Origin of the sequence: Flagellimonas pelagia (assembly GCF_003584135.1) — a bacterium.
Lineage (GTDB): Bacteria > Bacteroidota > Bacteroidia > Flavobacteriales > Flavobacteriaceae > Flagellimonas > Flagellimonas pelagia.
Genome location: NZ_QXFI01000026.1, coordinates 38743 through 65030 on the forward strand (window position 1 = coordinate 38743; position 26288 = coordinate 65030).

Here is a 26288-nt window from a genome sequence, read left to right on the forward strand (position 1 = left end):
CTCATTCGGTACGTAAACTTTTTACAGGATTGGCACTTGCTGCTTTGATGGCTTGAAAACTTACCGTTAAAAGGGCAATGAGAATGGTCAAGATACTTGCTATGACAAATACGGCCCATCCGATGTTTGTTCTATAGGCAAATTGTTGGAGCCAGCCACTCATAAGGTACCATGCAATGGGAGAGGCGATCAATATGGCAATTAAAACAAGTTTTAGAAAATCGAGGAAAAGTAAGTGCAGTATTGCATAGGTGGAGGAACCCAACACCTTACGCACGCCAATTTCTTTCACCCGCATTTCATTGTTGAAAGCTGCCAATCCGAACAAACCAAGGCAGGAAATGAAAATGGCAAGAATGGCAAAATACTTGGAAAGCGATAAGATTCGCTGTTCTGAAGAATACTGGGCATTGAACATTTGATCCTGAAAGGTGAAGTTAAAATTGTAACCAGGATTGTAATCTGTATACAATCGCTTTAGGTTTTCAATGGTCTTCATTTCCGATCCAGAATGGATCCGCACCATTGCCAAGGCCAAATGGTTAGGGGAATACTTAAAAACAACAGGTGAAATGGGTTGCATGACCGAGGCAGTATGAAAATCCTTCATGACCCCAAGAATGGTCTTGTCCTCTCCCCAAAGGTTGATTTTTTGCCCAACAGGATTCTTCAACCCCATTATCCGTATGGCCTCCTCATTAAACAATACGTAAGATTCGGGAGAACCAAGTTTTTCGTTAAAAGGTTCCCCCTCTACCATTTCTATGTTAAGGGTCTGTGTCAGGTTTTCATCCACATCGCGAACAATAAAATCTACCTCAAGATCCGCTGGCTTACCGGCCCAGTCAATACCATAGGTGGAAGATCCGCCATCTTCCCGTACAATACTCTGGTTAAGTCCGCCAACACGTTCCACACCCTCTACTTTTTCAATCTCATCGAAGAAAAATGGGATGTTGTCATAGGCCTTGCCCTCAAGATCTATTTGGACTATGTTATCTTTTTGGTAACCAATGGGTTTTGTGAGCGCAAAGTTGAGTTGGTTGTTTATGATCAATACCGATATGATCAGGACCAGGGATGCCATAAACTGAAAGACCACCAAGCCTTTTCTTGTAAAAAGTTCCCCGCCATGGGTCTTAAAGGCGCCTTTAAGAGTTGCCAATGGACTAAAGCCGGACAAATAAAATGCCGGATAACTTCCGGAGATCAATCCGGTAAGCAATGTGGCCAAGATCAATACAGGGGCATTTTGGAAAATAAGTTGAAGATCCAGTTCCTTGCCTGAAACATAGTTGAACGCAGGAATCAACAAAAAGACCAATAAAAGGGCCAATATCAAGGAAAGGCATGTTAGGAAAATCGATTCTGTTAGAAACTGAACCACCAGTGTTCTTTTGGTACTCCCTACCGTTTTCTTGATGCCGATTTCCTTAAACCTCCTACTAACTCGGGCCGTGGAAAGATTCATGAAATTGATACAGGCAATGAGTAGGACCAAAATGGCAATGAAAGAAAAAAGCCTAACATAGGTAATTCTTCCACCGCTTTGAATACCATCCACATAATTGCCCTTTAGGTATGCATCTGAATATTTTCTCGTGAAAAGGCTGAACATGTTGCCATCAAGATACTTGTCTACGAACCGGTCTATTTTTTTATTAAAGGCAGCTTGGTCCGTGTTGGGTTTGAGGACAAGGTATGTTTGTGGTCCGGTATTGTACCATTCTTTTCCGTTTGTCCAAATGTCTTCCAGTAATTTCTTTTTGGTCCCTACGAAACTAAATTTCATGGTCGAATTGGAAGGAACGTCCTCAAAAACACCTGTGATCTTTCCGCTCTGTTCTTTGCCAAAGAAGCTATATTTTATTTGGTGGTTTAGGGCTTTGTCAACAGAACCGAACAGTTTTAAGGCAAAGTTTTCGGAGACAACAATGGCATCCTTATCTTGAAGCACTTGATCAATGGAGCCTCGCATCAGGGGAAAGGAAAATACATTGAAAAAGTTTTTACTGGCAAATAGCCCTTCCGTTTTGAAAGTATTCTCATCATCGGAGAAAGTGATTGCCATTCCCTCCCTCTCAAGGTTCATAACGGTCACCGCATCTTCAACCTCGGGCAGATCTTTTTCCAATGCTTCTGCAAGGGGCCCTTGTGTACCTTCATGAACTCTGATTACTCCATTTTCCTCGCTCTTCATCAATATTTGATAAAGGTTTTGGTCATTTTCATGAAACGTATCGACCGTCATTTCATCAGTGACCCAGAAAAAGATCAAAAAAGCACTGGCCAGTCCTGTGGAAAGCCCCAGAATATTTATCAATGAAAACAAAGGATTTCTCCTAAGGTTTCTCCAGGCTATTTTAAGATGTGTCTTGATCATGATGGTTTGTTTTATGATGATGTTTTTTATGTCATTCGGCACGTAAACTTTTAGTAGGGTTGGTCAGGGCGGCCCTGATGGATTGAAAACTTACGGTCAACAAGGCAATGCCCAGTGCAATGGTTCCTGCAAGGGCGAACACCCACCATTGCAGATCGATTCTATAGGCAAAACCTTCAAGCCAATTTTCCATGGAGAAGTACGCCATAGGGAATCCTATGAACAAGGCAATAACCACCAACTTGGCAAAATCCATGGAAAGCATTTGGCTGATCTTGCCCACGGAGGCCCCCAATACTTTTCGAATGCCGATTTCCTTTCTTCGTTGCTCTGCCGTATAGGCTGCCAAACCAAAAAGCCCCAATGCCGCTACAAAAATGGCCAGGATGCAGAACACGATACTGATCTGCCCCGCCCGCTTTTCCCGAGCATACATTCTTGCAATATTTTGATCTAAAAAAGAATAGTTGAAATCCAGATTGGGAACAATTCTGGTGAAAGTACTTTTAAGGTCGGCAACCGTATTGGCCAAATTCCCAGATTTGAAACGTACCAGCATGAATGATTTGCCTTCACTTGTACTGTTATTGAATGCATAGGCACCAATAGGTTGGTGCAACGATTCGTAGTTGAAATCATCCACCACCCCTACTATGGTATTGGGAATTCCGATATATACCTCCTTGCCAATGGCCTCTTCTGGGGAGAATCCTAAATAATCGATGGCCTTTTTGTTCAACACAACTTCCACCAATGTATCCTTTTCACTTTTGAACTTGGGTAAGCTGCTGCCGGCCAAAAGATGTAGCTTAAGGGCGTCCACAATACCTGCATCGGTCACATTGGTCTGAATGTTCAGACCATGTTCTTCCGTATCATTTTTTCGAAGGGTTCGTCCACTTACATCCATACCGGGATATCCTTGGGCCATGGATACTGCGGTAACTTCTGAGAGGTTTTTAAACTCTTGCTCCAAAGCGTTACGATTTTCGTCGCCACGCAATCCACCTATGGAAATGGCCATGACGTTGTCCGCAGCAAAACCAAGATTTTTATTTTGGATGTATTGGGTTTGCTGGTAGATGACCATCACCCCTACGATCAATGCGGTAGAGGCGGCAAACTGCATCACTACAAGGCCTTTTCTAATGACCACATTTCCCTTTCCTCGCTTTAACGATGGGGATAGGATTTCCTTGGGCAAAAATCTGGACAGATACATGGAAGGGTACAATCCAGAAAACAAAGTCGTTACAAGCCAAACCCCCAATGCGGCCAATATGAAGGTTGGGTTGAGCAACAGGTCCATGGTCAAGTGTTGATTGGTTAAACTATTAAAACTGGGCAACAACAACATCGTCAATGCGACTCCCAAAACAATGGAAATGGCCGTGATGAGTCCAGTTTCCACATAAAACCGACCCACTAAAGACTCCGAAGAGGCCCCCAAGGTTTTGCTGATGCCCACTTCCTTGGAACGCTTTTGGGAACGTGCCGTGGTGAGGTTCATATAGTTAACGCAGGCAATTAAAAGGATTAAAATGGCCAAGTAAGTCAGGTTGCGCACTTCATTGATATCGCCAATGCGGGACGAATATGAATTTCCGTAAGAAGCGGAATACAGGTGTACTTTGCTTAACGGCTGTAAACCGAAGGAATACCACCTACCTTCTTTTGTTACATTTGCCTCCAACATTTGGTCTATCTGTGTTTGGGTGGCATCCACCGAAACATTGTCCTTCAACAAACAATAGGTTTCAAAACTGGCATTGCCCCAAGATTTTCGGTCGTAGAACCAGTATCCATTACTGGAAGCCATAATATCGGCATCAAGCGTGCTGTTCTCTGGAAAATCCTTGTATACCCCGGTCACCTCAAGCTCACGATTATTGTCTACCAGAATGGTTTGGCCAATCGGATTTTCCTGGTTGAAATAGGTTTGTGCAGCTGTTTCGGAAAGAATGACCGTACCTGGCCTGTCCAAAGCTGTGGCTGCATCCCCTTTTACCAGTTCAATATCGAAAATGGTCAATAGCTCTTTGTCCACCCAATAAAAAAGGTCCTCAGTGAAGTTTTGGTTGTTTATGCGCAAAGACGCGGGTCTACCAAAATTATGTTTTAACAACCTTGCCGCACTTTCCACATTGGTCACTTCCTCCTTCATGGTCAATGCGGTTGCCGGGGGTACCGTGGCCCAGGTCTCAAAACCGAAATCACCATCGGTTTTCAAGAGAACTCGTTGGATCCGGTCTTTTTTGGGAAACATGGAGTCGAAACTCCTCTCATGGGAAATAAACAGAAAAAGGAGCATGACGATGGTCAGCCCCATGGAAAGTCCAATAATGTTGATTCCTGAAAACAGTTTGTTCGATTTCAAGTTTCTCCACGCGACTTTTAGGTTGTTCTTAAACATATTTGGGATTTTTGATTGATGATTATTCTATACGTAAACTTTTTACAGGATTGGCCATTGCGGCCTTAATGGATTGAAAACTAATTGTCACCAGTGTCATAAAAATCAAGAGCACTATGGTAATTATAAAGACCAAAGGACTTATTTGAATATGGTATGCAAAACCTTGCAGCCAGGAATTCAAGAGCCATAGCGCAACCGGGAATGCTATTACTGCTGAAAGGCATACAAGTTTAAGGAAGTCATAGGACAGCATTGTTGCAATGCCTGTAATTGATGCTCCAACTACTTTCCGCACCCCGATTTCTTTTTGCCTTTTTTGGGCGGTAAATGCTGCAAGTCCAAACAAGCCCAGACATGAAATTATGATGGCAAGACCGGCAAAATACTTTGACAAAACCGTAACTCTTTGTTCGCTTGCATATAGGGTATTGAGGTCATCTGCCAAAAAAGTATATTCAAAGGGCAGATTGGGATTATATTTTTTAAATAAATCGGAAAGATCAGCAAGGGTCTGTTTTTCATGTCCTGCCTTTATCCGCATGACAATATTTGCGGTATTGTTTCTGTAGCTGATAAAATACGGACCTACTTTATTGTACATACTGTCGTAGTTAAAATCCTTGACTACTCCGATAATATGCTTTTTCCTTCCAAAAAATTCAATAGGGGTGCCTAGGGGTTCTTCAAGATGCATCATCCTGACAGCAGTTTCATTGAATATTACTCCTGAACTATCAGTAGGATAATCCAGGTCAAATGAACGTCCCTGCTGCATTTGTAATCCCATAGTTTCAACAAAATCAAAATCAGCATAGGAACCACTAAATTGGATTTGCTCTGTTTTACCGGGCCATGAAATGCGGCCGCCTCCACTGAGGTTTCCAAGTAAGTCACCTTCCATATTGGTAACATTGATCACATTTGGAATTGCTTTTGCCTCTTTAATAAAAGTATCTTCATGTTCGGCAATATTCCCTTCATTGGTAAAGTGTATGATGTTATCCCGATTGTATCCCAAATCTTTGGTTTGTACCAGATCCATTTGTTGATATACCACCAAAACGGCCAAGATGAGTATTGCGGAAATGGTAAATTGAAAAACAATCAATCCCTTTCGCATCCATGTTTCACCTCCTGAAGTATTCAGCTTGCCCTTAAGCACCATGGCGGGCTTGAATTTGGAAAGGTACAGTGCCGGATAACTGCCGGCGACAATACCTGTCATGAGCGTAATCGCAATCATGCTTAGTACAATGGTAAAATCCATTTGTATACTCAATGGCTTACCTGTTATTTGACGAAAAGCAGGTAGCAGCAGTGCTACCAGTATCGAAGCAACGCCAAGTGATAAAAAAGACATGATCATTGATTCGCCGAGATATTGCCAGGCAAGCATTGCTCGTGAGGCCCCGACCACTTTTTTAATACCGACTTCCTTGTATCTTTGAAAGGCCTTGGCAGTACTTAGATTCATGAAATTGATGCATGCGATCAGCAATATGAAAAGGGCAATTATTGAAAAAAGCCGAACGTAGTTTATCCTGCCACCGGAAGGCTTTCCATTTTCATAGGTGTTGTGCAAATATTTATCTGCAAATTTTTGGATGAACAGGCTTCCTGCCCATTTTTGTTGTTCCTTATCCTTGAATTTTGATTTGATAAAACCCCTTAGCTTTTCATTCAGTTTATCCGGATTTACTCCCTCTTTTAACAGAATGTATGTTGATGGGTCACTGCTAAACCAAGAAATATCATGTGTGACAGTAGAAAAATACATTTCGTGTGAAAATATCACGTCAAATGTGATGGAGGAAGCTTCGGGAATTTTGAATACCCCCATGACTTTATACGGGCCGTTTATCCCATTGGGAGCACTGGTTCCTTTGGACCATTCCACTGTTTTTCCGACAATATCGGTGGTATGAAACAGTTTCATGGCCATGACATCGCTCAATAGGACACTTGTTTTGTTCTCAAGAGCGGTGTTTATGTCACCTTGCACAAGCGGAAATGAGAAAACATTAAAGAAATTTTGGGTGGCGTAGATTTCTTTTGCTTTGAGGCCATTTTCGTTGTACGATAATATGCCAGGAGTTTCATCCCAATACAAATACCGGACAACCACTGCATCCTCAACTTCGGGAACTTCATTTAATAGGGATGCTCCCAACAAATCGGGAGTGTGTTCCGTTGTAAATATGCCACCATCTCCTTCCTCGGCATTTTGCATAACCTGGTAGATCCTGTTCCCATTGATATGGAATTTATCTTTGCCGATTTCGTCCATTACCCACAAACAAATCAAAATAGTACAGGCAAGACCAGTGGATAGCCCAAGTAAATTGAGCAATGTGAAACGGCGTTCACGGACTAGGTTTCGCCAAGCTACTTTTAGATTGTTTTTGAACATACTGGCATTTTTTGATTGATGATTAAACTCCAATTACACCATGGCTCCCATGGGTTTGTTCTGGCTTTCGGTCACAATTTGACCATCGAACAAGTTGATGACCCTGTGGGCATAGTGCGAATCTCGATCGGAGTGCGTTACCATGACGATGGTGGTACCTTCTTGATTAAGTTCCGTAAGCAGGTTCATCACCTCAATACCGTTCTTGGAATCCAGGTTACCTGTAGGCTCATCCGCCAAGATCAGTTTTGGGTTGGTTACTACGGCTCGGGCTATGGCCACCCTTTGCTGCTGTCCTCCGGAAAGCTGTTGCGGAAAGTGTTTTTCCCTGTGGGCAATCTTCATACGCTCCAACACTTTTTGGACTTTTTCCTTTCTTTCTGCCTTACTCATTTTAAGGTAGATCAAAGGAAGTTCCACGTTTTCAAAAACGGTAAGTTCATCAATAAGGTTAAAGCTCTGGAAAACGAACCCAAGGTTTCCCTTTCTTAATTGGGTACGCTGGCTTTCCTTTAGCCCACCCACTTCATGACCTGCAAATTTGTAGCTGCCGTCAGTAGGGTTGTCCAACATGCCGATGATGTTCAACAAGGTTGATTTTCCACATCCTGATGGGCCCATGATGGCCACAAACTCCCCTTCGGCCACTTTAAGGTTTACCCCGTTCAGGGCCAAGGTTTCGACTTCTTCCGTTCGGAAGCTTTTTTTGAGATTTTGGATTTGTATCATTTCTTTAGTGGTTGTTTTTCTGTGGTTTACTTAAAGACTCTTTTAATTTGATCGATGTTACACTTCACGGATTATTTTAATACGATCCGTTCCGCATCACCAAAACTGTCGTAGTTACTGGTAATGACCTGTTCTCCTGGTTGAAGCCCCTCAAGGACCTCATAGTATCTTGAATTTTGTTTTCCTAATCGTACGTTGCGCCTTATGGCCTCGTTGCCATTGGGGTCCACTACGAACACCCATTGCCCACCTGTACTCTGGAAGAAGCCTCCTTTTGGCAATAAGAGGGCGTCGTTGGATTCGCCCAATTGCAGTCTGATGTTATAGCTTTGTCCGGCACGAATCGTCTCTGGTTTTTCCCCTGTGAACACCAGGTCTACCCTAAACCTTCCGTTACGCACTTCAGGATATACCTTACGAAGACGTAGGCCGTATTCATTTCCATTACGCTCCAAGGTTGCGGAAAGGTCACGTTTTACCCTATCGATATAGTGCTCGTCAATGTCCGCTTCAATTTTGAAATCGGTCAATACGTTGATCTGTCCGATACGTTGACCTTGGGCAATGTTCTGCCCGATTTCGGCATCCAAAAACCCCAACTGACCATCTGCTGGAGCGCGAACGTTCAGGTGGTCCAATCGCTCATACACCATGGATAGGGTCTTGCGCATCCGCTCCAAATCGGTGTCCAAACCTTTCAGGGAAGTTTCCCTCAATTGGTCGTCCTGTTCGGTCTGTAGTTTTACGATTTCGTACTGCTTTTGCGCCAATTCGTAATCTTCCTTGGCTTTTAGATAGACTTCTTTGGAAATCAACTCTCCATCATATAGTTCTTGGTTTTGTTCGTAGTTCCGCTTTAACCGTTGCAAATCGTACTGGGCCGTGGCCAAGGATTTTTTGCCTTCCACCTGTCTGGAATCGAAGGTAAGCTTGGTGGAACGAAGGTCGTTCTGCTTTAGGGCCAAGTTACTTTCGCTGGCCAAGATCTGCTCATACAGGTTCATGTTCTCCAATTTCAGGATAATATCACCCTGTTTGACCATGGAACCTTCTTCGATAAGTTTTTCGGATACCCTTCCACCCTCATAGGCATCCATATAAATGGTGGCGATAGGAGCCACGTTACCATTTATGGTAATGTAATCATCGAACTTACCCGCAGTCACAGAGGCTATGGAAAGTCGCTCCTTTTCGGTCCTAAAGGTGGACATGGAACTGGCGAAAATCAATTTCCAGCCCACGAACAGTAACAATACACCAAGGGCGATGTAGCCGTAATGTTTGGGTTTAAGTCCTTTCTTTTTTTCTAATTGTATATCCATGGTTGTTCTTAGTTGATGTTAAATATGGGCAGGCCGCTATAAAAGTCAATGGTGCTTTGGTTGACCTTTAATTTAAGTCCTACCTGTAGGTTTTCATTTTGGGCCACTCCATATAGATTTTTTGCCTGGAAAAGATCCAGGGAGTTAATCAGCCCTTTTTCATATTTTTTCTGTGCTATATCAAAAGCCAATTGCTGGGCCTTCACCTTTTGGTTGCTCTGTTCATATTCTGCCATAAAAGATTGGTTGTCCTGCACCAGTTGTTGCAACAATTTGAACAATTCCTGTTCTTGGATCTCTAGATTGTTCTTGGCTTGCAGATAGGCTATTTTTTGCTGTTTAACCCTAGAATGGGCTGACCACCCGTTGCTGATGGGAATACTCAACTGTGCGGCAACGTACTTGGAGGCGTTGTCATTGAACTGGGTTTTGAACGGGATAATTTTCCCGGTATCACTATCGGTTTGGGTCTCAAAATATCCGGTGGAATAGCCAGCAGTCAAGGATAAGGAAGGCAACAGGTTTCCTCGGGTTGCCTGCAATTGTTTCTTCGCGGCGTTTACCCTATATTCTTGAGATTTTACCAATGGCACAAATCCTCTTGCGGTTTCGTAGAGCGAATCTAAAGCAATGCTTTCTTCCGCTGCTGAAGAAGTTTCTTCCAAGGTTTCCTGTAAAACAATATCGGTTTGTTCGTTGAGGTTCATTTCCTGTAATAGGATCAACTTGGCATTGGCCAATAGATTTTTGTTCTGGGTCACCAAAAGTTTGTCTCCCAACAAGTTGGATTCAGCTTCATAAAGGTCGGCACCAGCCATCATACCGAGCTCTACTTGTTTTTTTACCAAATCGTAATTGGATTGCGAAATTTCCTGTTGCTCCAAAGAATTGGCAACCAAACCTTCATAAAACTTGATGTCATAATAAGCGCTCATCACCCTAAAGGCCAATAGGAATTTTTGCTGAAGCACATCCTCTTGGGTTGCTTTGAAGATAAATTTGGAGGCCCTTATGTTGTTCAGTTTTTGAAATCCGTTGAAGATATCCAGACTGGCACCAACTGAATAATTGTTGCTGAAGAACTCGGTATTCACGTAGTCGTTGGTATTAGGGTCGGCGGTTCTACCAATGTTGATGGTATAACCTGTGGACCCATTCACCGTTGGCAAAAGATTTCGGATGGATTGCCGATAGGTCTCTTTACTGGAATCGTTGTTGTAATTGGTATTCTTTACCTGAAGGTTGTGCTCAATGGCATAGGCCACGCACTCATCCAATGTCCAGGTTTCTTGGCAAAACCCAAACAATGAGGTTAGAAAGAATATACTTGAAATGTATGTTTTAAGGTTCATATGCAATTTGCTGTGCCAAGTTGATTGCTATTCTTATGCCAAAAACATAAACATCTAATAACCAATAAAATATATAGTGTTAATGATATGAAAAGAAAGGGGGGTGTAAAAATATTGTACAAAAAATGTCCAAATATTTTACACTTTATCGGACCGTATACGTCCAATTTGTAGATTTAACTTCCTTTTTGAGCCAAGGATCATGATAGATGCCAAGATTTTAGTCATAGACGACAATAAAAGCGTGTTGAGTGCTCTGGAGATTTTACTTCAGTTCGAGTACAAAAATGTACAGACGCTTTTTAACCCGAACCAGATTTCTTCCTTTCCCAACATGGAGGACATTGATATTGTGCTCTTGGACATGAATTTTTCCGCGGGTGTGAATACTGGGAACGAAGGGCTGTTTTGGCTCAATGAAATAAAGAAGAAGTCTCCCAATACCTCCGTGATCATGATGACGGCTTATGGGGCAGTGGACCTGGCCGTAAAAGCCCTGAAGCAGGGAGCATCCGATTTTGTATTGAAGCCATGGAACAACGAACGGCTCATGACCACGGTAAAATCGGCCTACGAACTGCGGAAATCAAAACAGGAAATCTATAACCTAAAGAAAAAAGAGAACAATCTAAAACAGGTCATTAACGAAGGCAGGAATTTCATCATTGGGCAGTCCAAGGCCCTTACCTCAGTATTGAACCTTGTGGCCAAGGTGGCGAAGACCGATGTCAATGTACTGATCACAGGAGAAAATGGAACAGGCAAGGAACTCATCGCCCGTGAACTGCACCGATTGTCTGCCCGAAAAGACGAAGTTTTTATCAATGTGGACATGGGGTCCATTGCCGAAAATCTTTTTGAGAGCGAACTCTTCGGACATACAAAAGGCTCCTTTACCGATGCCAAGGAAGATCGCGCAGGAAAATTTGAAGCGGCCCACCAAGGCACCTTGTTCTTGGACGAGATAGGAAACCTCTCCCTCCAAATGCAGGCCAAACTGTTGTCGTCCATTCAAAATAGATCAGTGGTACGGGTGGGTTCCAACAAACCGATCAAAGTGGACATACGTTTGGTATGTGCTACCAATTGCAACTTGGAACAAATGGTTGCGGACGGGCTTTTTCGTGAAGATCTTTTATATCGAATCAACACCATTCATATTGAAGTGCCACCCTTGAGGGACCGTGATGATGATATTTTGGTCTTGGCGGATTTTTTCCTGAAAAAATTTGCCCACAAATATGATAAACCGGGACTGCGGATCAACAATGTGGCACAAGAGAAACTGATGGAATACCCGTGGCCGGGGAACATTAGAGAGCTGCAGCATACCATGGAGCGCGCGGTTATCCTATCCGATGGAAATGTGCTGAAACCTTCCGATTTTTTGTTGCATGCCAAGCCATCACAGTCTTTTGACAATCAGCCCTTGACATTGAATGAAATGGAGCAGCAGATGATTTCGCGAGCTTTGGAACAACATGAGGGGAACTATAGTGCGGCAGCGGAGCAATTGGGGATATCCAGGCAGACACTTTATAACAAGTTGAAGAAAAAGGGTGACTGATGGCCAGTAGAAACTTTTATATACAACTGATCATAAGGGTTTTGCTGTTGACCTTAACAGCGATACTCGTAGCCTTTTCCTTGGTGGAACAGTGGTATTTTACTTTTGGTTTTTGTGTAATCCTATTGACATTACAGGTCTTTTCCCTGATTTCCTTCATCAATAGTACCAACAGGAAAATAGCCTATTTTTTTGATGCCATCCGAAATGAGGATTTTACATTGCGGTTTCCGGAAAGGGTGACCATTAAATCCTTCAAGGAACTCAACCAAAGCCTGAACCGGGTCAATGGTCTGATCCAAGAGGTACACCTTCAACTGCAGATCAGGGAACAATACTATCAAGAGATTTTAAAGCAGGCGAGCATCGGCATCATGACCTATAACGAGAAAGGTCATATTATGTTCGCCAATCCAACCTTGGAAAAGTTATTGGATTATACCCCCTTGAACCACATCAAACAATTGTTGCAGGTAGATGAGAACCTGTACCATATCTTCAAATCGTTTCAACCTTTTGAGCGGAAACTATTCCAACTGTCGAATGAACGCGAACAAACCCAGTTGGCACTCAAGTCTACTCCCTTGACTTTGGATGGTCAATCCTTGCTTTTGGTAGTGGTACAGGACATCCATAAAGAGTTGGATGAAAAGGAAACGGAATCATGGGTGCGCCTTATCCGGGTATTGACCCACGAAATCATGAACACGATAACCCCGATTGCCTCCATATCGGATTCCATTATCAAATATTATCGGAACAACGGAAAGATCACTCCCTTGGAGGAACTGGAGGAAAGCCAGATCAAGAATACGCTCAAAGGGCTCGAAGTAATCAAGGAACAAGGTGGGGATTTGATGGATTTTGTGCAATCGTACCGAAGTCTGCTACATGTTCCCGAACCAAACAAGACCCTTGTGAAAGGGAAGGATCTCTTGGAAAAAATCGATGTGCTGATGTCGGCAAGACTACAGGAAGGAGGAAGTGACTTTAAAGTGTTTTGTGATCCGGAAGACCTTGAATTTTTTATTGATGAAAAACAAATTGCCCAAGTGCTCATCAACCTGGCCAAGAATGCCCTACAATCTGTTGGGGAAATAGACAACGGAAGAGTTATCATGGCTGCCGGAATCGATCACAACGGCACAAAGTATATCGATGTACTGGACAATGGTCCAGGAATCTCCCCCGAAGTAATGGACGAAATTTTTGTGCCTTTTTTCACCACCAAGAGTGAGGGTACAGGAATTGGGCTAAGCCTCTCCAAGCGCGTAATGCAATTGCACGGAGGGGGCATACAAGTAAGATCCGTTCCGTACAAGGAAACCCATTTTCGACTTACATTTGCCTAAAAATAGTATTGATGAAGCGAGAGCTTTTGAAATTTTGTTGGGACTACGTGAACGAGCGTGCCCGCCGTCTCAAACAAAGTAACGACGACCTACAGGAATCCCTGGATTCTGAAACCAAAAACTCCACGGGCGACAAGCACGAAACCGGTAGGGCCATGGTACAGTTGGAGCAGGAAAAATTGGCCCAACAAGTACAGGAACTGGAGAAGACCCGGGAAATCCTAAAGAAAATAAATATTGAAAGAAAGTCGGAAACGGTAGGTGCAGGATGCTTGGTGAAAACAAGTTTTGCAGACTATTTTATCTCCATTTCTGCCGGGACATATAAATATGACGAGGGCATGGTCTACTGCATTTCCATCAATGCACCCATTGCCCAATTACTGGTGGATAAGAAAAAAGGGGACAGTTTTGTTTTCAATGGGAATACCCACACCATTTTGGAAGTGGTATGATGGTCAATCCAGATTGGGTTTTCTTCGGGAAGCTTTTCGTTCCGCGGACATTTTTTTCAATTTGAGCCTTTTTTCCACGGCTGACTTGGTCGGTTTGGTCGGCCTTCGTTTTTTGGGGACTTCCAAGCCTTTTTTCAGGATATCGAAAAAGCGTTTTACCACCAATTCTTTGTTTTTGTGCTGGCTCCGGGCCTCATCACATTGAAGAATTAATACTCCCTCATTGGTTAATCTTGATGATAATTTGGATTGAAGCCGCTCCTTTTCCATATCGGATAACCCTTCGGAAACAGGCAGGTTGAAGGAAAGTTCCACTTTGGACGAAACCTTGTTCACATGTTGGCCACCGGCACCGCTGCTTCGTACGGCCTTGAAGATAAGTTCCCTATGTATTTGCTGTTTGTCCAATGCGAAGACGTTTGTTGATGGTCTTCAAAGATACATTAAGGAAAATGGTCTTGCCAAGGATTTGCTTTTTATCCGAATTGAAGAAGAGTGTGGTTCCATCTTCCGTTTTTCCTTCGTTCAAATAATGGCTCCCCTTAAAAAAGGAATGTTGCACCTCAACCTTCAGTCCCGATGATTTTGAAACCTGGAATTCATGGGGATAGACCAGGACGGACCGATCTATTTCAGCATAGGACTTTAGTAGTTTGATGGGGACTTGGTTTACCTCACCAAATAAGGAGGCCGTGTAATAATTGGGTGGGGTATTGAAGAGTTTTTTGGTCTTCTGGTCCGCAATGATGCGTCCTTTTTCCAAGATCAACGTTCGCTTGGCAAAGGGCAGCACATCGTTGGGGTCGTGACTGGCGGTAAGCACAGTAATGTTCTTTTCCTTGAGGTATAGGAACAGATTTCTGCGCAGGGAGTTCCGTTTAAAATTGTCGATATGTCCAAAAGGTTCGTCCAACAAAAGCACTTCAGGTTCCTGTGCCAAAACCCTCGCCAAGGCCACCCGTTGCTGTTGACCCCCACTGAGAAACTGTACCTTGGTCTTGGCATGGTCCTCCATTTCGATTAATTTCAAAAGCTCATCAATGCGTTGTTGATGGGTCTCGCGTTCAAAAACAGAAAGAAATTGACCGATGTTCTCCTCAACTGTGATGTAAGGCATCAGGTCAAAATCCTGAGCAAGGTATTTCATGTACGGTTCCCCGGGCACTAAATTGAAATTGGGACCCAAAGCTTCTGTTTCGCCCCAAAAAATAGAGCCGTTTTCCACATGCAGTAGTCCGTAAATAATCTTCAACAAAGTACTTTTTCCAGAACCACTTTCGCCCATCAAGGCCAAATGCTCACCTTTGGCAACTTCAAATGAAATGTCTTCCAGAATATTTTGGTCCTTGTAACCAAAGGAATCGATACGGACTTTTAGCATATAATCGAATAAAAGTTGTCCAAAATGGAGTGAAAACCGTTATTCTGAATTTATTTCAGAATCGTAGATTTTCTTCAGCAAATTTGAATGAGAACCTGAAATCGTTTCAGGTTGACAAATGTAGCATTTTGGACAACTTTGAATGAATTCTTTAATCTTTAAACTCTTTCAACACGGCTTGGTTGGGAAGCTCATCGTACCCCATATTATAAAAGGTGAACCCAAAGATATCGGCATACTGTTCTATGGTCTTGCTCACAGGGGTTCCTGCACCATGGCCTGCATTGGTCTCGATTCTAATTAAGGTTGGGGCAGTTCCCGCTTGCTTTTCCTGAAGCTCTGCCGCAAACTTAAAGCTATGTGCTGGAACCACCCTGTCGTCATGGTCGCCCGTGGTCACCAAAGTGGCCGGATAGGAAACCCCTTCCTTCACATTATGGACAGGGGAATAGCCTTTTATATATTTGAACATTTCCTCGCTATCCTCGGAAGTTCCATAATCGTAGGCCCAACCGGCACCAGCGGTAAAGGTATGGTAGCGCAACATGTCCATGACCCCAACAGCGGGTAGGGCAACCTGCATCAAATCTGGTCGCTGGGTCATTGTGGCACCGACCAACAATCCTCCGTTGGATCCACCACGGATGGCCAAATATTCTTTGGAAGTATAGTTTTCGGATATCAAATACTCCGCTGCGGCAATAAAGTCATCAAACACATTTTGCTTTTGGAGCTTGGTCCCGGCGTCGTGCCATTTTTTACCATATTCCCCACCACCTCTCAGGTTGGGCACGGCATAAACACCACCTTGCTCCATCCAAACGGCATTCACAATGCTGAAGGAAGGGGTCAAGCTGATGTTGAACCCGCCATAACCATACAGAATGGTCGGATTTTTACCGTTGAGTTCCAACCCTTTTTTATAGGTGATGATCATGGGAACTTTGGTGCCGTCCTTGGAAGTATAGAAAACCTGTTTGGACTCATAATCGTCTGGATTGAAATCGATTTGGGGCTTCCAATACTGCTCGTATTCCCCGGTTTCCACATTGTACTTGTACAAAGATCCAGGGGTGTTGTAATTGGTAAAGGAGAAGTAAAAATCTTTGTCCTCTTTTTTGCCACCAAAGCCTCCGGCGCTTCCTACACCGGGCAATTTGATTTCGCGTACCAATTTTCCATCGTAATCATACTGTAATACTTTAGAAATGGCATCGACCATATACTCTGTGAAGAAATAGCCTCCGCCAGTACCTGCGGTCAGTACGTTTTCAGTTTCGGGAATCAAGTCTTCCCAATGATCCGGAGTTGGGTTGGAAGCATCTACCACGACCACTTTTTTATTGGGAGCATCCCGATCGGTAACCAAGTAAAGCTTGGAGCCTTCATTATCGATGACATAAGTATCGGAATCGGTATCATCCAAAATAGTGACCAATTTTGGGTCTGCTTCTGAAAGATCCATCAGGTATAGTTTGTTGCCCGAAGTGGATATGGAAGCCGATATGAATAAATATTTTTGGTCTTCGGAAACATAGCCACCCACATATCGGTGTTTTTCCTCGGGGGTGCCTCCGAAAATGATTTTATCCTCGGATTGGGGTGTTCCCAATTGATGATAATACAGTTTATGTTGGTCCGTCTTCGCTGAAAGCTCACTTCCTTTTGGCTTGTCGTAGCTGGAGTAGAAGAAACCATCGTTTCCTTTCCATGAAATGCCACTGAACTTAATGTCGACCAATGTGTCTTCCACAACTTCTTTCGTTTCGGCATCGATGACGATACCTTTTCGCCAGTCGCTACCTCCTTCGGAAATCAGATAGGCCGCCTTGGAACCATCCTTAGTAAAACTGAGGCCCATCAGCGAAGTAGTGCCATCTTCAGAAAAAGTATTGGGATCTAGGAAGACCTCCTCTTTGCCATCGTCCTTTTTTCGATAGACCACATATTGGTTCTGCAGGCCGTTGTTTTTATAATAGTAGGTATAATCACCCTCTTTGAACGGGGAACCCACTTTTTCATAGTTCCACAATTTTTCCAGGCGCTTTTTCAGATCTTCCCGAAATGGGATTTTTTCCAAGTACCCGAAGGTTGTTGTATTTTGTTCTTTAACCCAGGCCTCGGTTTCGGCGCTACGGTCATCTTCCAGCCAACGGTAGGGGTCTTTGACCTCGGTTCCAAAATAGGTGTCGACCGTGTCGACCTTTTTAGTAGTGGGATAGTTCACGGTAATGGGTTCTCTTTTAGTGGTTTTTTGGCAGGCCGTCAGTAAAACGATAACAGCCAATAGACTTGCGTTTTTCATTTTTATCAGATTGATTCTGATAAAAATACCATAAAACAAACAATTCTATCGGCTGCTTGAAAAGCTTTAACGAATTTTATGAAATAGCTTCGGAAGTATTGGAAACCAGATTGTTTTCCACCAAATACTCCGCAATCTGAACGGCATTGGTAGCGGCCCCTTTTCTTAGGTTGTCGGCCACGATCCACATGTTCAGGGTGTTGGGTTGGGTCTCGTCCCTTCGGATGCGCCCTACGAAAACCTCATCCTTTCCATTGGCGAACATAGGCATGGGGTAGGTGTTGGTGGCCGTGTTATCCTGAACCACCACCCCGGGCATTTCGCTCAATATTTTTCTTATTTCGGCTAGGTCAAAATCGTTGTGGAACTCCACGTTCACCGATTCCGAGTGCCCTCCAGCAGTAGGGATGCGGACTGCGGTAGCCGTAACGGAAAAGGTACGATCGTCCAATATTTTTTGGGGCTCACGGGCCAATTTCATCTCTTCTTTGGTATAGCCGTTTTCAAGGAACACATCACAGTGTGGCAATGCATTTCTGTTGATGGGATACGGATAGGCCATTTCCCCCTCGATGCCAGCGGCTTCATTTTCCATTTGTTGCACGGCTTTTACACCGGTTCCGGAAACGGATTGATAGGTGGAGACCACCACGCGTTTCATTTGGTATTTTTTGTGCAAGGGATCCAAGACCATCACTAGTTGAATGGTGGAACAATTGGGGTTGGCAATGATTTTGTCCTCGGGCGTCAATGTATCCGCATTAATTTCCGGCACCACCAATTTTTTGGTGGGATCCATCCTCCAGGCTGAAGAGTTATCGATTACCGTAGTACCGACCTCTGCAAATTTTGGTGCCCATTCCAATGAAGTGTCCCCACCTGCGGAAAAAATGGCAATATCGGGTTGCGCGGCAACAGCATCGGCCAAACCGATTACCGTGTATTCTTCATTTTTATAGGATAGTTTTTTTCCCACGGAACGCTCCGAGGCGACCAACAACAATTCGGTTATGGGGAAGTTGCGTTCTTCCAATACTTTCAACATGACTTCGCCGACCATTCCGGTGGCTCCAACAACTGCTACTTTCATCGTAATCTAATTTCTTGACGCAAAGGTAGTCCAGTCAACGGTTTAAACAAGCTTTTTCATATTGAATAATCAAAAAATAACAAAATGTTATAAATAAAACAACCATCAACATGTCTGCGAAACACATTGATGGTTTTTAATGATTATTGTGGTATAGCGGTCGTACCGATTTTATAGATACGTACGATTCTTATTTCTTCAACAAATCGCGAATCTCTGCCAACAACTCCTCTTGGGTAGGCCCTTTTGGAGCTTCTGGTGCAGGCTCTTCCTTCTTTTTCATTTTGTTCACGCCCTTAACGATCATGAACATTACAAAGGCAACGATCAAGAAGTCGATTACATTGGTCAGGAATTCACCATATTTGACGGCGATTTCCCCGACTGTTTCCCCGGCATCGTTAACGGTACCTTCTGTAATCACGTATTTTAAATCGTTAAAGTCTGATTTGAAAACTAGTCCGATCAATGGTGAAACAATTCCACCGGTGAAGGATGAAACCACCTTATTGAAAGCGGCACCCATAACGAAACCTACTGCGATATCCACTAGGTTTCCTTTCATTGCAAAGTCCTTAAACTCTTTTAAAAATCCCATATAGTTGTTGAGTATTGGTTAATGATAAACAAATTAAACAAAAAAGGGGTTTGTTCGACGAAAAAGTTAAAAAATCATTCATTCAAAAGCTCTCGTTTTACCCTTTGTGATATAGCTGTTAGGATTTCATAGGAAATGGTTTGGGCCGAAGAAGCAAATTGTTCCGCTGAACTTTCGGGACCAAAAACGATGACTTCGTCCCCTTCGGCACAGTCAATATCCGTAACATCTACCATGATCATGTCCATGCACACATTCCCAATTATGGGGGCTTTTTTCCCATGGATTAGTATGGAAGCTTTACCTTTTCCGTACTGTCTGCCAATGCCATCCGCATGCCCAATGGGCAGAGTGGCCGTTTTTCGGGCGCGTTCAGATTTGAAGGCCCTGTTGTACCCAACCGATTCGTTGGCCGGAATTTCATGGATCTGGGATATAATGGTCTTCAGGGTGGCAATGGGTTTCAGTTTGGCATCCACGGCCGCTTCATTGCCATAACCATACAGGCCGATACCGCTTCGGACCATTTCAAATTGGGCCTCGGGATAATTGATGATACCCGAAGTATTGAGCATATGCCGCATGGGAGAATCGCCCAACTTTTGGGCAAGTTCATCGCTCAACGCCAAAAAGGAATTGATCTGATTGTTACTGAAAGCCTTTTCATCAGGATCTTCAGATGCAGCCAAATGTGAAAAGAACGAAACCACCTTTATCTCTTGACAGTCCTTTATTTGAGCAGCCATTTGATCTAGGTCTGCTTTCTGGAATCCTAAACGGTTAAGTCCCGTGTTGAATTTGATGTGTACAGGATAATCCTTCTGTTTTTTTGTCTTGGCTGTTGAAACAAATTGTTCCAAAATTTTTAGGGAGTAAATGTTGGGCTCTAGGCAACGGTCTATCATCTCGTCAAAATTGGCCGCCAAAGGGTGGAGTACCAATATCGGAGTTTTGATGCCAGCATTGCGCAGCAAAGATCCTTCCACAACATAGGCCACGGCAAAATAATCCACACCCAAACTTTCCAATTTTTTTGCAATGGCCACCATGTCACTGCCATAGGCAAACGCCTTTACCACAGCCATAAATTTGGTGGTCGGGGCTATTCTGGAGCGTAAATAACGGTAATTGTGTTCCAAGGCCGAAAGGTCCAGCACCAAGGTGGTTTCACCGACCTTACCCATTGGAGGTATCTTTTTTGGGATCTATTTCTTCCGATTCCACATCCATTTGACTTACTTTTTCTCTCAGCATGGCCTTAAAAAATGCGGCCCGGCTCAAGGGTTCGTATTCCTCGGTTTCGCCCAAAAGCACCAACTTGTCATTCCGGGATTTTCTAAAACTGTAATTGGCCAGGTTTCCGGTGCGGGTGCAAACGGCATGTACCTTGGTCACATATTCGGCGGTTGCCATGAGTGCGGGCATGGGCCCAAAAGGATTGCCCTTAAAGTCCATGTCCAATCCGGCCACCACAACCCGGACACCCTTGTTGGCCAAATCGTTGCAGACGGTAACAATCTCATCATCAAAAAATTGGGCCTCGTCAATGCCCACCACGTCACAGTCATCCGCCAAAAGACGGATATTTGCCGCAGCCGGTACAGGGGTAGATCGGATTTCATTGGCATCGTGGGACACCACCATTTCTTCATGGTAACGGGTATCCACAATAGGTTTGAAAATTTCCACTTTCTGTTTGGCAAACTGTGCCCTTTTCAGTCGTCGGATGAGTTCTTCGGTCTTTCCAGAAAACATGGAACCGCATATTACTTCAATCCATCCAAACTGTTCTTTATGGTTTACCGTGTTTTCGAGAAACATACCGTATTTTTGAAAGAAATTGTGTGTTTTCCCGTTATATTGGGACAGCCACAAAGCTAGTAAAAAAATGTACCCCTCTCTTTCAATTGAATTTTAACCTTTTGTTCATAGGGGGATTGGCAAAATGATTTTATTTTTATAGGAAAGAAATTAGCTATGATACGGAAATTGCGGGAAGAATTGATAAAACTATCTACAGAGATCATCACGGCAAGGGAAGATTCCGACCTTACCCAACTATATGAAAAGTCCAAGGAGATTTACGAAAAGTTGGCCGTTCTCAAATTCATTGACGAAAAGTTGGCCGATGTTCAAGTCGATGTTTCCAAAAATGTGATTGCTTCACGGTTTGAAAAAATGGCCAATGCTGTGTTGAGCGGTAATATTGCCGTGCCCGAAAGCAATCCACATGACGAGGACATCATGACACCAGGAATGGACACCATCAAGCACATGGTTTCGGAAATGCCTTCTGAAGCGGCACTGGAACAAGTTTTTGCCGAGTTTGTGGCCAAACCGGAGTTCATCAAAAATGATAAGGATATAGTTACTCCAACGAGTACGTCTTCATCCAATCCTTCAAAATCCTTGAACGATAAATTGGGCAAGGACCTCCAGGTAGGGCTGAACGATAAGCTTGCCTTTGTGAAGCACTTGTTCAATAACAGCATGGAGGATTATACTAGGGTGTTGTCGCAGTTGAATACCATCGATACCGAGGAGCGTTCCATATCCTTCATCAACAACATGGTAAAACCGGAGTACAATAACTGGGAGGGCAAGGAAGAGTATGAAACCCGGTTCTTTTCTTTGATTGAAAGAAGGTTCGCCTAATTTTCACTTTTCAGATTCCATTTTAACAAGAAGCTAGTACCTTTGGTGTATGGGAAAACTGTATCTGGTTCCAACACCAATAGGAAATCTTGAAGATATGACCCTCAGGGCCATCAAGGTATTGAAGGAGGTGGATGTGGTGTTGGCGGAAGATACCCGCACCAGTGGCAAGTTGCTCAAGCATTTCGATATCGGCACACCGCTTCAAAGTCATCACATGCACAACGAGCACAAGCAAGTGGAAGCCTTGGTCCAAAAACTTAAAGGAGGTGTCACATATGCCTTGATTTCCGACGCGGGAACCCCTGCCATTTCGGACCCTGGATTTTTATTGACCCGCGCCTGTGTGGAAAATCATATTGAGGTAGAGTGTTTGCCCGGTGCCACAGCCTTTGTACCCGCCTTGGTGAACAGTGGGCTCCCGAACGACCGATTCGTTTTTGAAGGATTTTTGCCCATAAAAAAAGGACGTCAGACCCGTTTGCAACAGCTGGCAGAGGAATCCCGTACCATGGTATTTTACGAATCGCCCCATAAACTCTTGAAGACCCTTGCCCAATTTGTGGAATATTTTGGGGAGGATAGGCCTGTTTCAGTTTCAAGGGAACTCACCAAACTGTACGAAGAAACCGTTAGGGGCACATTGGCGGAAGTCCTTCAACATTTTACTGACAAACCTCCCAAAGGAGAATTTGTGGTTGTGGTCGGCGGCAAGAAATAAAGAGTATATTTATTTCTAAATACCAACCCTATGAAAACCAAGCTCTTTACCTGTTTCTTTTTGATTTGTGTAGCGCTTTTTGGTCAAAACAACCATTCCGTTGTGGACGAAATCAACCTAACCGATTACAAGGCTGGTACCATTAACAGAATTTGGCTTCAATTGGGTGATGATGGGTTTTCTAATCCGATTATGATACCCGTGATCATTGCCAAAGGATCAGGAGAGGGTGAAGTTTTGGGATTGACAGCATCCATACATGGAAATGAACTGAACGGGATTCCCATCATTCAAAACGTGATAGCCTCTTTAGATGCTACCAAAATGAAAGGAATCGTTGTGGCCATTCCGGGACTGAACCCCTTGGCCATTGCCAACAACCAACGCGAATTCATCGATCTACAAGATTTGAACCGTTTGTTCCCCGGAAAAAAGAATGGCAATCGCTCCCAACAAATGGCCTATCAGATTGCCCAAAAGGTGATTCCCCTTTTCAACTATCATGTGGACTTGCACACGGCAAGTTTCGGGCGGGTGAACAGTCTGTATGGTCGTGGCGATATGCAGGATGATACTTTATCGACCATGCTGCGTATTTTGGAGCCGGACATCATTGTTTCCAACAAAGGGGTTGCCAGTTTTGGCGAAGCCAGCGGATTGACCATGCGGGCGTATGCCATATCCAAAGGTGTAAAGAGCATTACCTTGGAATACGGAAATCCCCAGGTATACCAACAAGATATGATCGAACGGGGCACCAAAGGGGTAACGGATCTTTTAAAATGGCTTGGATTTACCCAGGGAACCGTGACCGTTCCACCTGCCAGAAACGTATGTTCCAAATCGTACTGGATCTTTACCCAAAAAGGAGGATATTTGGATGTATTGGTCGATTTGGGCCAAAAAGTAAAAAAGGGTGACCCTATCGGTATTCTAAAAGATCCTTTTGGCGAAGTGGTTGAAGAAGTCAATGCCCCTGAAGATGGCATTGTAATAGGTAAAAGCAGCAACCCGGTCAATATTTCAGGGGGTAGAGTCATCCATTTGGGTATTTTGGAATAGATATCAGCAATCAACATTCAAGAAAGGATTTGTCCGTTCCACCGACTTTTTTCAAAACAGCCTATTGTGGAAGCGTTATTGCAAAAGATCAGAGATTGTAAGGCATGTTCGGAGCATTTGCCGCTCGGCCCAAGACCTATTGTTGCCGCAAACCCAAAGGCAAGGATTCTCATTATCGGACATGCTCCCGGAACCAAAGTCCACCAAACGGGCATTCCATGGGATGATCAAAGTGGGAAACAACTGCGCAAATGGATGGGTGTAACGGACGAGGAGTTTTATGATGAGACCCAAATTGCACAAATACCCATGGGATTTTGTTATCCTGGTAAGGGAAAATCTGGCGACCTGCCTCCACGGACGGAATGTGCGCCTCTGTGGCACCAATCCCTTTTGGAGAAAATGCCCAATTTGAAACTGACACTTCTGATAGGGCAGCATTCACAGCGCTATTACTTGGGAAATGAAAGACAGAAGAATTTAACCGAGACCGTTAAAAACTACAAAGCATATTTGCCCCAATATTTTGTCTTGCCCCATCCATCACCCAGAAATCGGTTTTGGTTGGGCAAAAACCCTTGGTTTGGGGAAGAAGTGTTGTCAGAGTTACAGCACATAATCGCGTACCATCTAACAGACTGAGGCCTAAAACTTAGTATCTAGACCCATCATGTTTCCCCTTTTCCCAGCCATGTTTGCCTAGATAGAGTTCGGCACTTTCCACGGCCCCATCCTCAATGGAAGTCCCCATGGAATCATTCCAACGGTTGAGGTAACCAAACAAGGAGATAACCCCCAACATTTCCACGATTTCCCCTTCGTTCCAAAATTGGTAAAGCCTATCCTTGATGTTCTTGGTAACGGCATTTGGGACTTGCGAAGCGGCCAACGAAAAATCGAGTGCGGCACGTTCCGCTTCGGAAAAGGCAGGATGGGTACGGTATTCCCAAATATTATCCAATTGCTCCTGCTCGGCCCCATACCGTTCCGCGGCCCTAATGGCATGGGCCTGACAATAGCGACATCCTGTGGCGTTGCTACTCACCCAGGCAATCATTCGTTTTAGGGCAGAGGTCACGCGACCTTCATTGGCCATCACCGCCTTGTTGAGGTTGATGAAGGCTTTTGAAATGGCTGGCCGATGTTGCATCGTTAATACCGAATTGGGGCAAAACCCCAAGGTTTCATTAAAGAATTCAGCCAGTTTTTTGGTTTCCGGATCATGATTCGGGTCAAGGGGATTTACTAAAGCCATGGATGATATTTTTAATCGTATTTTTGGACTATACAAGAAACAAAAATTTGACTTCATGACAAATCATATCACAACCACTTGGTTAGGTGGAATGGCGTTTGAAAGCAACAACCCCTCTGGGCATACCTTAAAGATTGATGCGGGACCCGAAAGTGGTGGCGATGGCTCGGGTTTTAGGCCCAAGGCATTGATGTTGTCCTCTTTGGCCGGATGTTCTGGTCTGGATGTCGCTTCCCTTATCCAAAAGATGAAATTGGAAGTGGATGAATTTAAAATAGATACCATAGCAAACCTCACCGAGGAACACCCTAAATATTACGATTCCGTGGTAATCGAATACCATTTCACCGGATCCAACCTTAAGGAGGATAAACTGAAAAAGGCGGTCGATCTTTCCGTGGAAAGATATTGTGGGGTGATGGAAATGTTCCGAAAATTTGCCAAATTGGACATCAAAATCTTGTACCACCATAAATAGGTGCAACGTTTAGGACAATAACCCCTGGCTCCTATTTTAATTTATCAACATTTAAAAGTCTATCAAAATGTGGCTAAGAAAAAATTGGGTTTATGGGTTGTTGTTGGTTTCATGCATATTGGCCATATTAGGGGTTACTACCTCCAACTTTCTTTATAAATCCGGCACGGCAGGAATGGGCATCATCATTTTAATGATGCTTCAGTTCCAAAAAGACAAAATATTCAAGGATATTTGGATGATCATTGCGGCGTTCCTGTTCTCCATCATTGGGGATTGGTTTCTCTCCAATATGAACGGAGACAGCATGATGTTCGTAAAGGGGATAGCCTTGTTCTTTCTGGCCCATGTAGGCTATCTGGCCTATGCTCTTATGAACGGAAGGGTCCAATGGGCATTCACTGGAGTGGTACTGGCAGCGTATCTCATATTCTTTTTTGTGATGCTGTACCCCACCTTTACCGATATAATTTTGATGATAGCTTCCTTGATCTACTTGCTCATTTCCTGTTTTTCACTGGGAGCATCTGTTGGGATGAAAGTAAACGGAGTGGTCAAGTGGAGCTATGTGTTTGGGATTATCATGATTTTATTTTCCGATACCATCATTTCTTTCAAGGAATTTATGGATTACCACACCTTCGATTTTTTGATTACGCCAACCTACTACCTCGCCCATATTTGCATCACTTTTTCGCTGATGAAAAGGTTTGAAATGCAGGAAGAATCACCCAAATCCGTCATGAACTAAAACACA

The 26288-nt window shown here is 43.7% G+C and carries 23 protein-coding genes; 9 read left to right on the forward strand and 14 right to left on the reverse strand.

Annotation, left to right across the window (positions count from 1 at the left end; translation table 11 throughout):
• Position 1: 1 nt before the first annotated feature.
• From D2V05_RS10215 to D2V05_RS10240, 6 genes are all read right to left on the reverse strand, one after another.
• The gene (locus tag D2V05_RS10215) at positions 2-2383 is read right to left on the reverse strand and encodes an ABC transporter permease (RefSeq protein WP_147378267.1); all 2382 of its coding nucleotides are present in this window, start codon (positions 2381-2383) and stop codon (positions 2-4) included.
• A gap of 31 nt (positions 2384-2414) precedes the next feature.
• Entirely contained in the window at positions 2415-4796 is a 2382-nt protein-coding gene (locus tag D2V05_RS10220; RefSeq protein ID WP_119647491.1) for an ABC transporter permease, read from the reverse strand.
• A 22-nt stretch (positions 4797-4818) separates the two neighbouring features.
• The gene (locus D2V05_RS10225) at positions 4819-7209 is read right to left on the reverse strand and encodes an ABC transporter permease (protein WP_119647492.1); all 2391 of its coding nucleotides are present in this window, start codon (positions 7207-7209) and stop codon (positions 4819-4821) included.
• A gap of 33 nt (positions 7210-7242) precedes the next feature.
• Complete coding sequence (locus D2V05_RS10230) at positions 7243-7938, reverse strand: ABC transporter ATP-binding protein (protein ID WP_119640944.1); 696 nt, start codon at positions 7936-7938, stop codon at positions 7243-7245.
• 71 nt (positions 7939-8009) lie between these two features.
• Positions 8010-9260 carry an efflux RND transporter periplasmic adaptor subunit gene (locus tag D2V05_RS10235; protein WP_119647493.1) on the reverse strand — a complete coding sequence of 417 codons (1251 nt, stop codon included), beginning with the start codon at positions 9258-9260 and terminating at the stop codon, positions 8010-8012.
• Positions 9261-9268: 8 nt separating this feature from the next.
• Positions 9269-10612, reverse strand: coding sequence for a TolC family protein (locus tag D2V05_RS10240; protein ID WP_119647494.1), 1344 nt, complete (start codon positions 10610-10612; stop codon positions 9269-9271).
• A 202-nt stretch (positions 10613-10814) separates the two neighbouring features.
• Between D2V05_RS10240 and D2V05_RS10245 the strand changes: the two genes are divergently transcribed.
• The 3 genes from D2V05_RS10245 to D2V05_RS10255 are packed head-to-tail and all read left to right on the forward strand — an operon-like array spanning position 10815 to position 13986.
• Positions 10815-12179: a sigma-54-dependent transcriptional regulator gene (locus D2V05_RS10245; protein ID WP_119647495.1), complete on the forward strand. Its 1365-nt coding sequence runs from the start codon at positions 10815-10817 to the stop codon at positions 12177-12179.
• Positions 12179-13531 carry a sensor histidine kinase gene (locus D2V05_RS10250; RefSeq protein WP_119647496.1) on the forward strand — a complete coding sequence of 451 codons (1353 nt, stop codon included), beginning with the start codon at positions 12179-12181 and terminating at the stop codon, positions 13529-13531. The genes D2V05_RS10245 and D2V05_RS10250 overlap by 1 nt, the downstream gene beginning before the upstream one ends.
• Before the next feature lie 11 nt (positions 13532-13542).
• Positions 13543-13986, forward strand: coding sequence for a 3-oxoacyl-ACP synthase (locus tag D2V05_RS10255; RefSeq protein WP_119647497.1), 444 nt, complete (start codon positions 13543-13545; stop codon positions 13984-13986).
• Positions 13987-13989: 3 nt separating this feature from the next.
• On the opposite strand, the gene arfB is transcribed toward D2V05_RS10255, so the two are convergent.
• The 7 genes from arfB to D2V05_RS10290 all read right to left on the reverse strand — a co-directional run bounded on the left by arfB (position 13990) and on the right by D2V05_RS10290 (position 21181).
• Positions 13990-14394: an alternative ribosome rescue aminoacyl-tRNA hydrolase ArfB gene (arfB, locus tag D2V05_RS10260; RefSeq protein ID WP_119647498.1), complete on the reverse strand. Its 405-nt coding sequence runs from the start codon at positions 14392-14394 to the stop codon at positions 13990-13992.
• The gene (locus D2V05_RS10265) at positions 14372-15367 is read right to left on the reverse strand and encodes a sulfate/molybdate ABC transporter ATP-binding protein (protein WP_119647499.1); all 996 of its coding nucleotides are present in this window, start codon (positions 15365-15367) and stop codon (positions 14372-14374) included. The genes arfB and D2V05_RS10265 overlap by 23 nt, the downstream gene beginning before the upstream one ends.
• A 151-nt stretch (positions 15368-15518) precedes the next feature.
• A complete protein-coding gene (locus D2V05_RS10270) occupies positions 15519-17672 on the reverse strand; it encodes a prolyl oligopeptidase family serine peptidase (RefSeq protein ID WP_119647500.1) in 2154 nt (717 codons plus the stop codon).
• Between the two features lie 76 nt (positions 17673-17748).
• Positions 17749-18762: an aspartate-semialdehyde dehydrogenase gene (locus D2V05_RS10275; protein ID WP_119647501.1), complete on the reverse strand. Its 1014-nt coding sequence runs from the start codon at positions 18760-18762 to the stop codon at positions 17749-17751.
• Between the two features lie 190 nt (positions 18763-18952).
• Positions 18953-19360, reverse strand: a complete 408-nt coding sequence (mscL, locus tag D2V05_RS10280) for a large-conductance mechanosensitive channel protein MscL (protein ID WP_119647502.1) — start codon at positions 19358-19360, stop codon at positions 18953-18955.
• A gap of 74 nt (positions 19361-19434) precedes the next feature.
• Positions 19435-20544 (reverse strand): alanine racemase, encoded by a 1110-nt coding sequence (alr, locus tag D2V05_RS10285; RefSeq protein WP_119647503.1) that lies wholly within the window; start codon positions 20542-20544, stop codon positions 19435-19437.
• On the reverse strand, positions 20537-21181 hold the full coding sequence (locus D2V05_RS10290; RefSeq protein WP_119647504.1) for a thymidine kinase: 645 nt from the start codon (positions 21179-21181) through the stop codon (positions 20537-20539). The genes alr and D2V05_RS10290 overlap by 8 nt, the downstream gene beginning before the upstream one ends.
• A gap of 156 nt (positions 21182-21337) precedes the next feature.
• Here D2V05_RS10290 and D2V05_RS10295 point away from each other — a divergent pair, with 156 nt between their 5' ends.
• From D2V05_RS10295 to D2V05_RS10310, 4 genes are all read left to right on the forward strand, one after another.
• Complete coding sequence (locus D2V05_RS10295) at positions 21338-22015, forward strand: hypothetical protein (protein ID WP_119647505.1); 678 nt, start codon at positions 21338-21340, stop codon at positions 22013-22015.
• 49 nt (positions 22016-22064) lie between these two features.
• Complete coding sequence (gene rsmI, locus D2V05_RS10300; protein WP_119647506.1) at positions 22065-22736, forward strand: 16S rRNA (cytidine(1402)-2'-O)-methyltransferase; 672 nt, start codon at positions 22065-22067, stop codon at positions 22734-22736.
• A 30-nt stretch (positions 22737-22766) separates the two neighbouring features.
• The gene (locus D2V05_RS10305) at positions 22767-23798 is read left to right on the forward strand and encodes a succinylglutamate desuccinylase/aspartoacylase family protein (RefSeq protein ID WP_119647507.1); all 1032 of its coding nucleotides are present in this window, start codon (positions 22767-22769) and stop codon (positions 23796-23798) included.
• 66 nt (positions 23799-23864) lie between these two features.
• A complete protein-coding gene (locus tag D2V05_RS10310) occupies positions 23865-24440 on the forward strand; it encodes a uracil-DNA glycosylase family protein (protein ID WP_119647508.1) in 576 nt (191 codons plus the stop codon).
• A gap of 10 nt (positions 24441-24450) precedes the next feature.
• Here the strand turns inward: D2V05_RS10310 and D2V05_RS10315 are convergent, their stop codons facing one another.
• Complete coding sequence (locus tag D2V05_RS10315; RefSeq protein WP_119647509.1) at positions 24451-25053, reverse strand: carboxymuconolactone decarboxylase family protein; 603 nt, start codon at positions 25051-25053, stop codon at positions 24451-24453.
• 55 nt (positions 25054-25108) lie between these two features.
• On the opposite strand from D2V05_RS10315, the gene D2V05_RS10320 reads away from it, so the two are divergent.
• Together D2V05_RS10320 and D2V05_RS10325 are read left to right on the forward strand one after the other, a co-directional pair.
• On the forward strand, positions 25109-25531 hold the full coding sequence (locus tag D2V05_RS10320; RefSeq protein WP_119647973.1) for an OsmC family protein: 423 nt from the start codon (positions 25109-25111) through the stop codon (positions 25529-25531).
• 67 nt (positions 25532-25598) lie between these two features.
• Positions 25599-26282, forward strand: coding sequence for a lysoplasmalogenase (locus tag D2V05_RS10325; RefSeq protein WP_119647510.1), 684 nt, complete (start codon positions 25599-25601; stop codon positions 26280-26282).
• Positions 26283-26288: the final 6 nt, after the last annotated feature.

Excerpts from the sequence above, each read along its gene's own strand:
- D2V05_RS10215 (WP_147378267.1), bottom strand. The coding sequence starts at position 2,383 with ATGATCAAGACACATCTTAAAATAGCCTGGAGAAACCTTAGGAGAAAT.
- D2V05_RS10220 (WP_119647491.1), bottom strand. The coding sequence starts at position 4,796 with ATGTTTAAGAACAACCTAAAAGTCGCGTGGAGAAACTTGAAATCGAAC.
- D2V05_RS10225 (WP_119647492.1), bottom strand. The coding sequence starts at position 7,209 with ATGTTCAAAAACAATCTAAAAGTAGCTTGGCGAAACCTAGTCCGTGAA.
- D2V05_RS10230 (WP_119640944.1), bottom strand. The coding sequence starts at position 7,938 with ATGATACAAATCCAAAATCTCAAAAAAAGCTTCCGAACGGAAGAAGTC.
- D2V05_RS10235 (WP_119647493.1), bottom strand. The coding sequence starts at position 9,260 with ATGGATATACAATTAGAAAAAAAGAAAGGACTTAAACCCAAACATTAC.
- D2V05_RS10240 (WP_119647494.1), bottom strand. The coding sequence starts at position 10,612 with ATGAACCTTAAAACATACATTTCAAGTATATTCTTTCTAACCTCATTG.
- D2V05_RS10245 (WP_119647495.1), top strand. The coding sequence starts at position 10,815 with ATGATAGATGCCAAGATTTTAGTCATAGACGACAATAAAAGCGTGTTG.
- D2V05_RS10250 (WP_119647496.1), top strand. The coding sequence starts at position 12,179 with ATGGCCAGTAGAAACTTTTATATACAACTGATCATAAGGGTTTTGCTG.
- D2V05_RS10255 (WP_119647497.1), top strand. The coding sequence starts at position 13,543 with ATGAAGCGAGAGCTTTTGAAATTTTGTTGGGACTACGTGAACGAGCGT.
- D2V05_RS10265 (WP_119647499.1), bottom strand. The coding sequence starts at position 15,367 with ATGCTAAAAGTCCGTATCGATTCCTTTGGTTACAAGGACCAAAATATT.
- D2V05_RS10270 (WP_119647500.1), bottom strand. The coding sequence starts at position 17,672 with ATGAAAAACGCAAGTCTATTGGCTGTTATCGTTTTACTGACGGCCTGC.
- D2V05_RS10275 (WP_119647501.1), bottom strand. The coding sequence starts at position 18,762 with ATGAAAGTAGCAGTTGTTGGAGCCACCGGAATGGTCGGCGAAGTCATG.
- mscL (WP_119647502.1), bottom strand. The coding sequence starts at position 19,360 with ATGGGATTTTTAAAAGAGTTTAAGGACTTTGCAATGAAAGGAAACCTA.
- alr (WP_119647503.1), bottom strand. The coding sequence starts at position 20,544 with ATGGGTAAGGTCGGTGAAACCACCTTGGTGCTGGACCTTTCGGCCTTG.
- D2V05_RS10290 (WP_119647504.1), bottom strand. The coding sequence starts at position 21,181 with ATGTTTCTCGAAAACACGGTAAACCATAAAGAACAGTTTGGATGGATT.
- D2V05_RS10295 (WP_119647505.1), top strand. The coding sequence starts at position 21,338 with ATGATACGGAAATTGCGGGAAGAATTGATAAAACTATCTACAGAGATC.
- rsmI (WP_119647506.1), top strand. The coding sequence starts at position 22,065 with ATGGGAAAACTGTATCTGGTTCCAACACCAATAGGAAATCTTGAAGAT.
- D2V05_RS10305 (WP_119647507.1), top strand. The coding sequence starts at position 22,767 with ATGAAAACCAAGCTCTTTACCTGTTTCTTTTTGATTTGTGTAGCGCTT.
- D2V05_RS10315 (WP_119647509.1), bottom strand. The coding sequence starts at position 25,053 with ATGGCTTTAGTAAATCCCCTTGACCCGAATCATGATCCGGAAACCAAA.
- D2V05_RS10320 (WP_119647973.1), top strand. The coding sequence starts at position 25,109 with ATGACAAATCATATCACAACCACTTGGTTAGGTGGAATGGCGTTTGAA.
- D2V05_RS10325 (WP_119647510.1), top strand. The coding sequence starts at position 25,599 with ATGTGGCTAAGAAAAAATTGGGTTTATGGGTTGTTGTTGGTTTCATGC.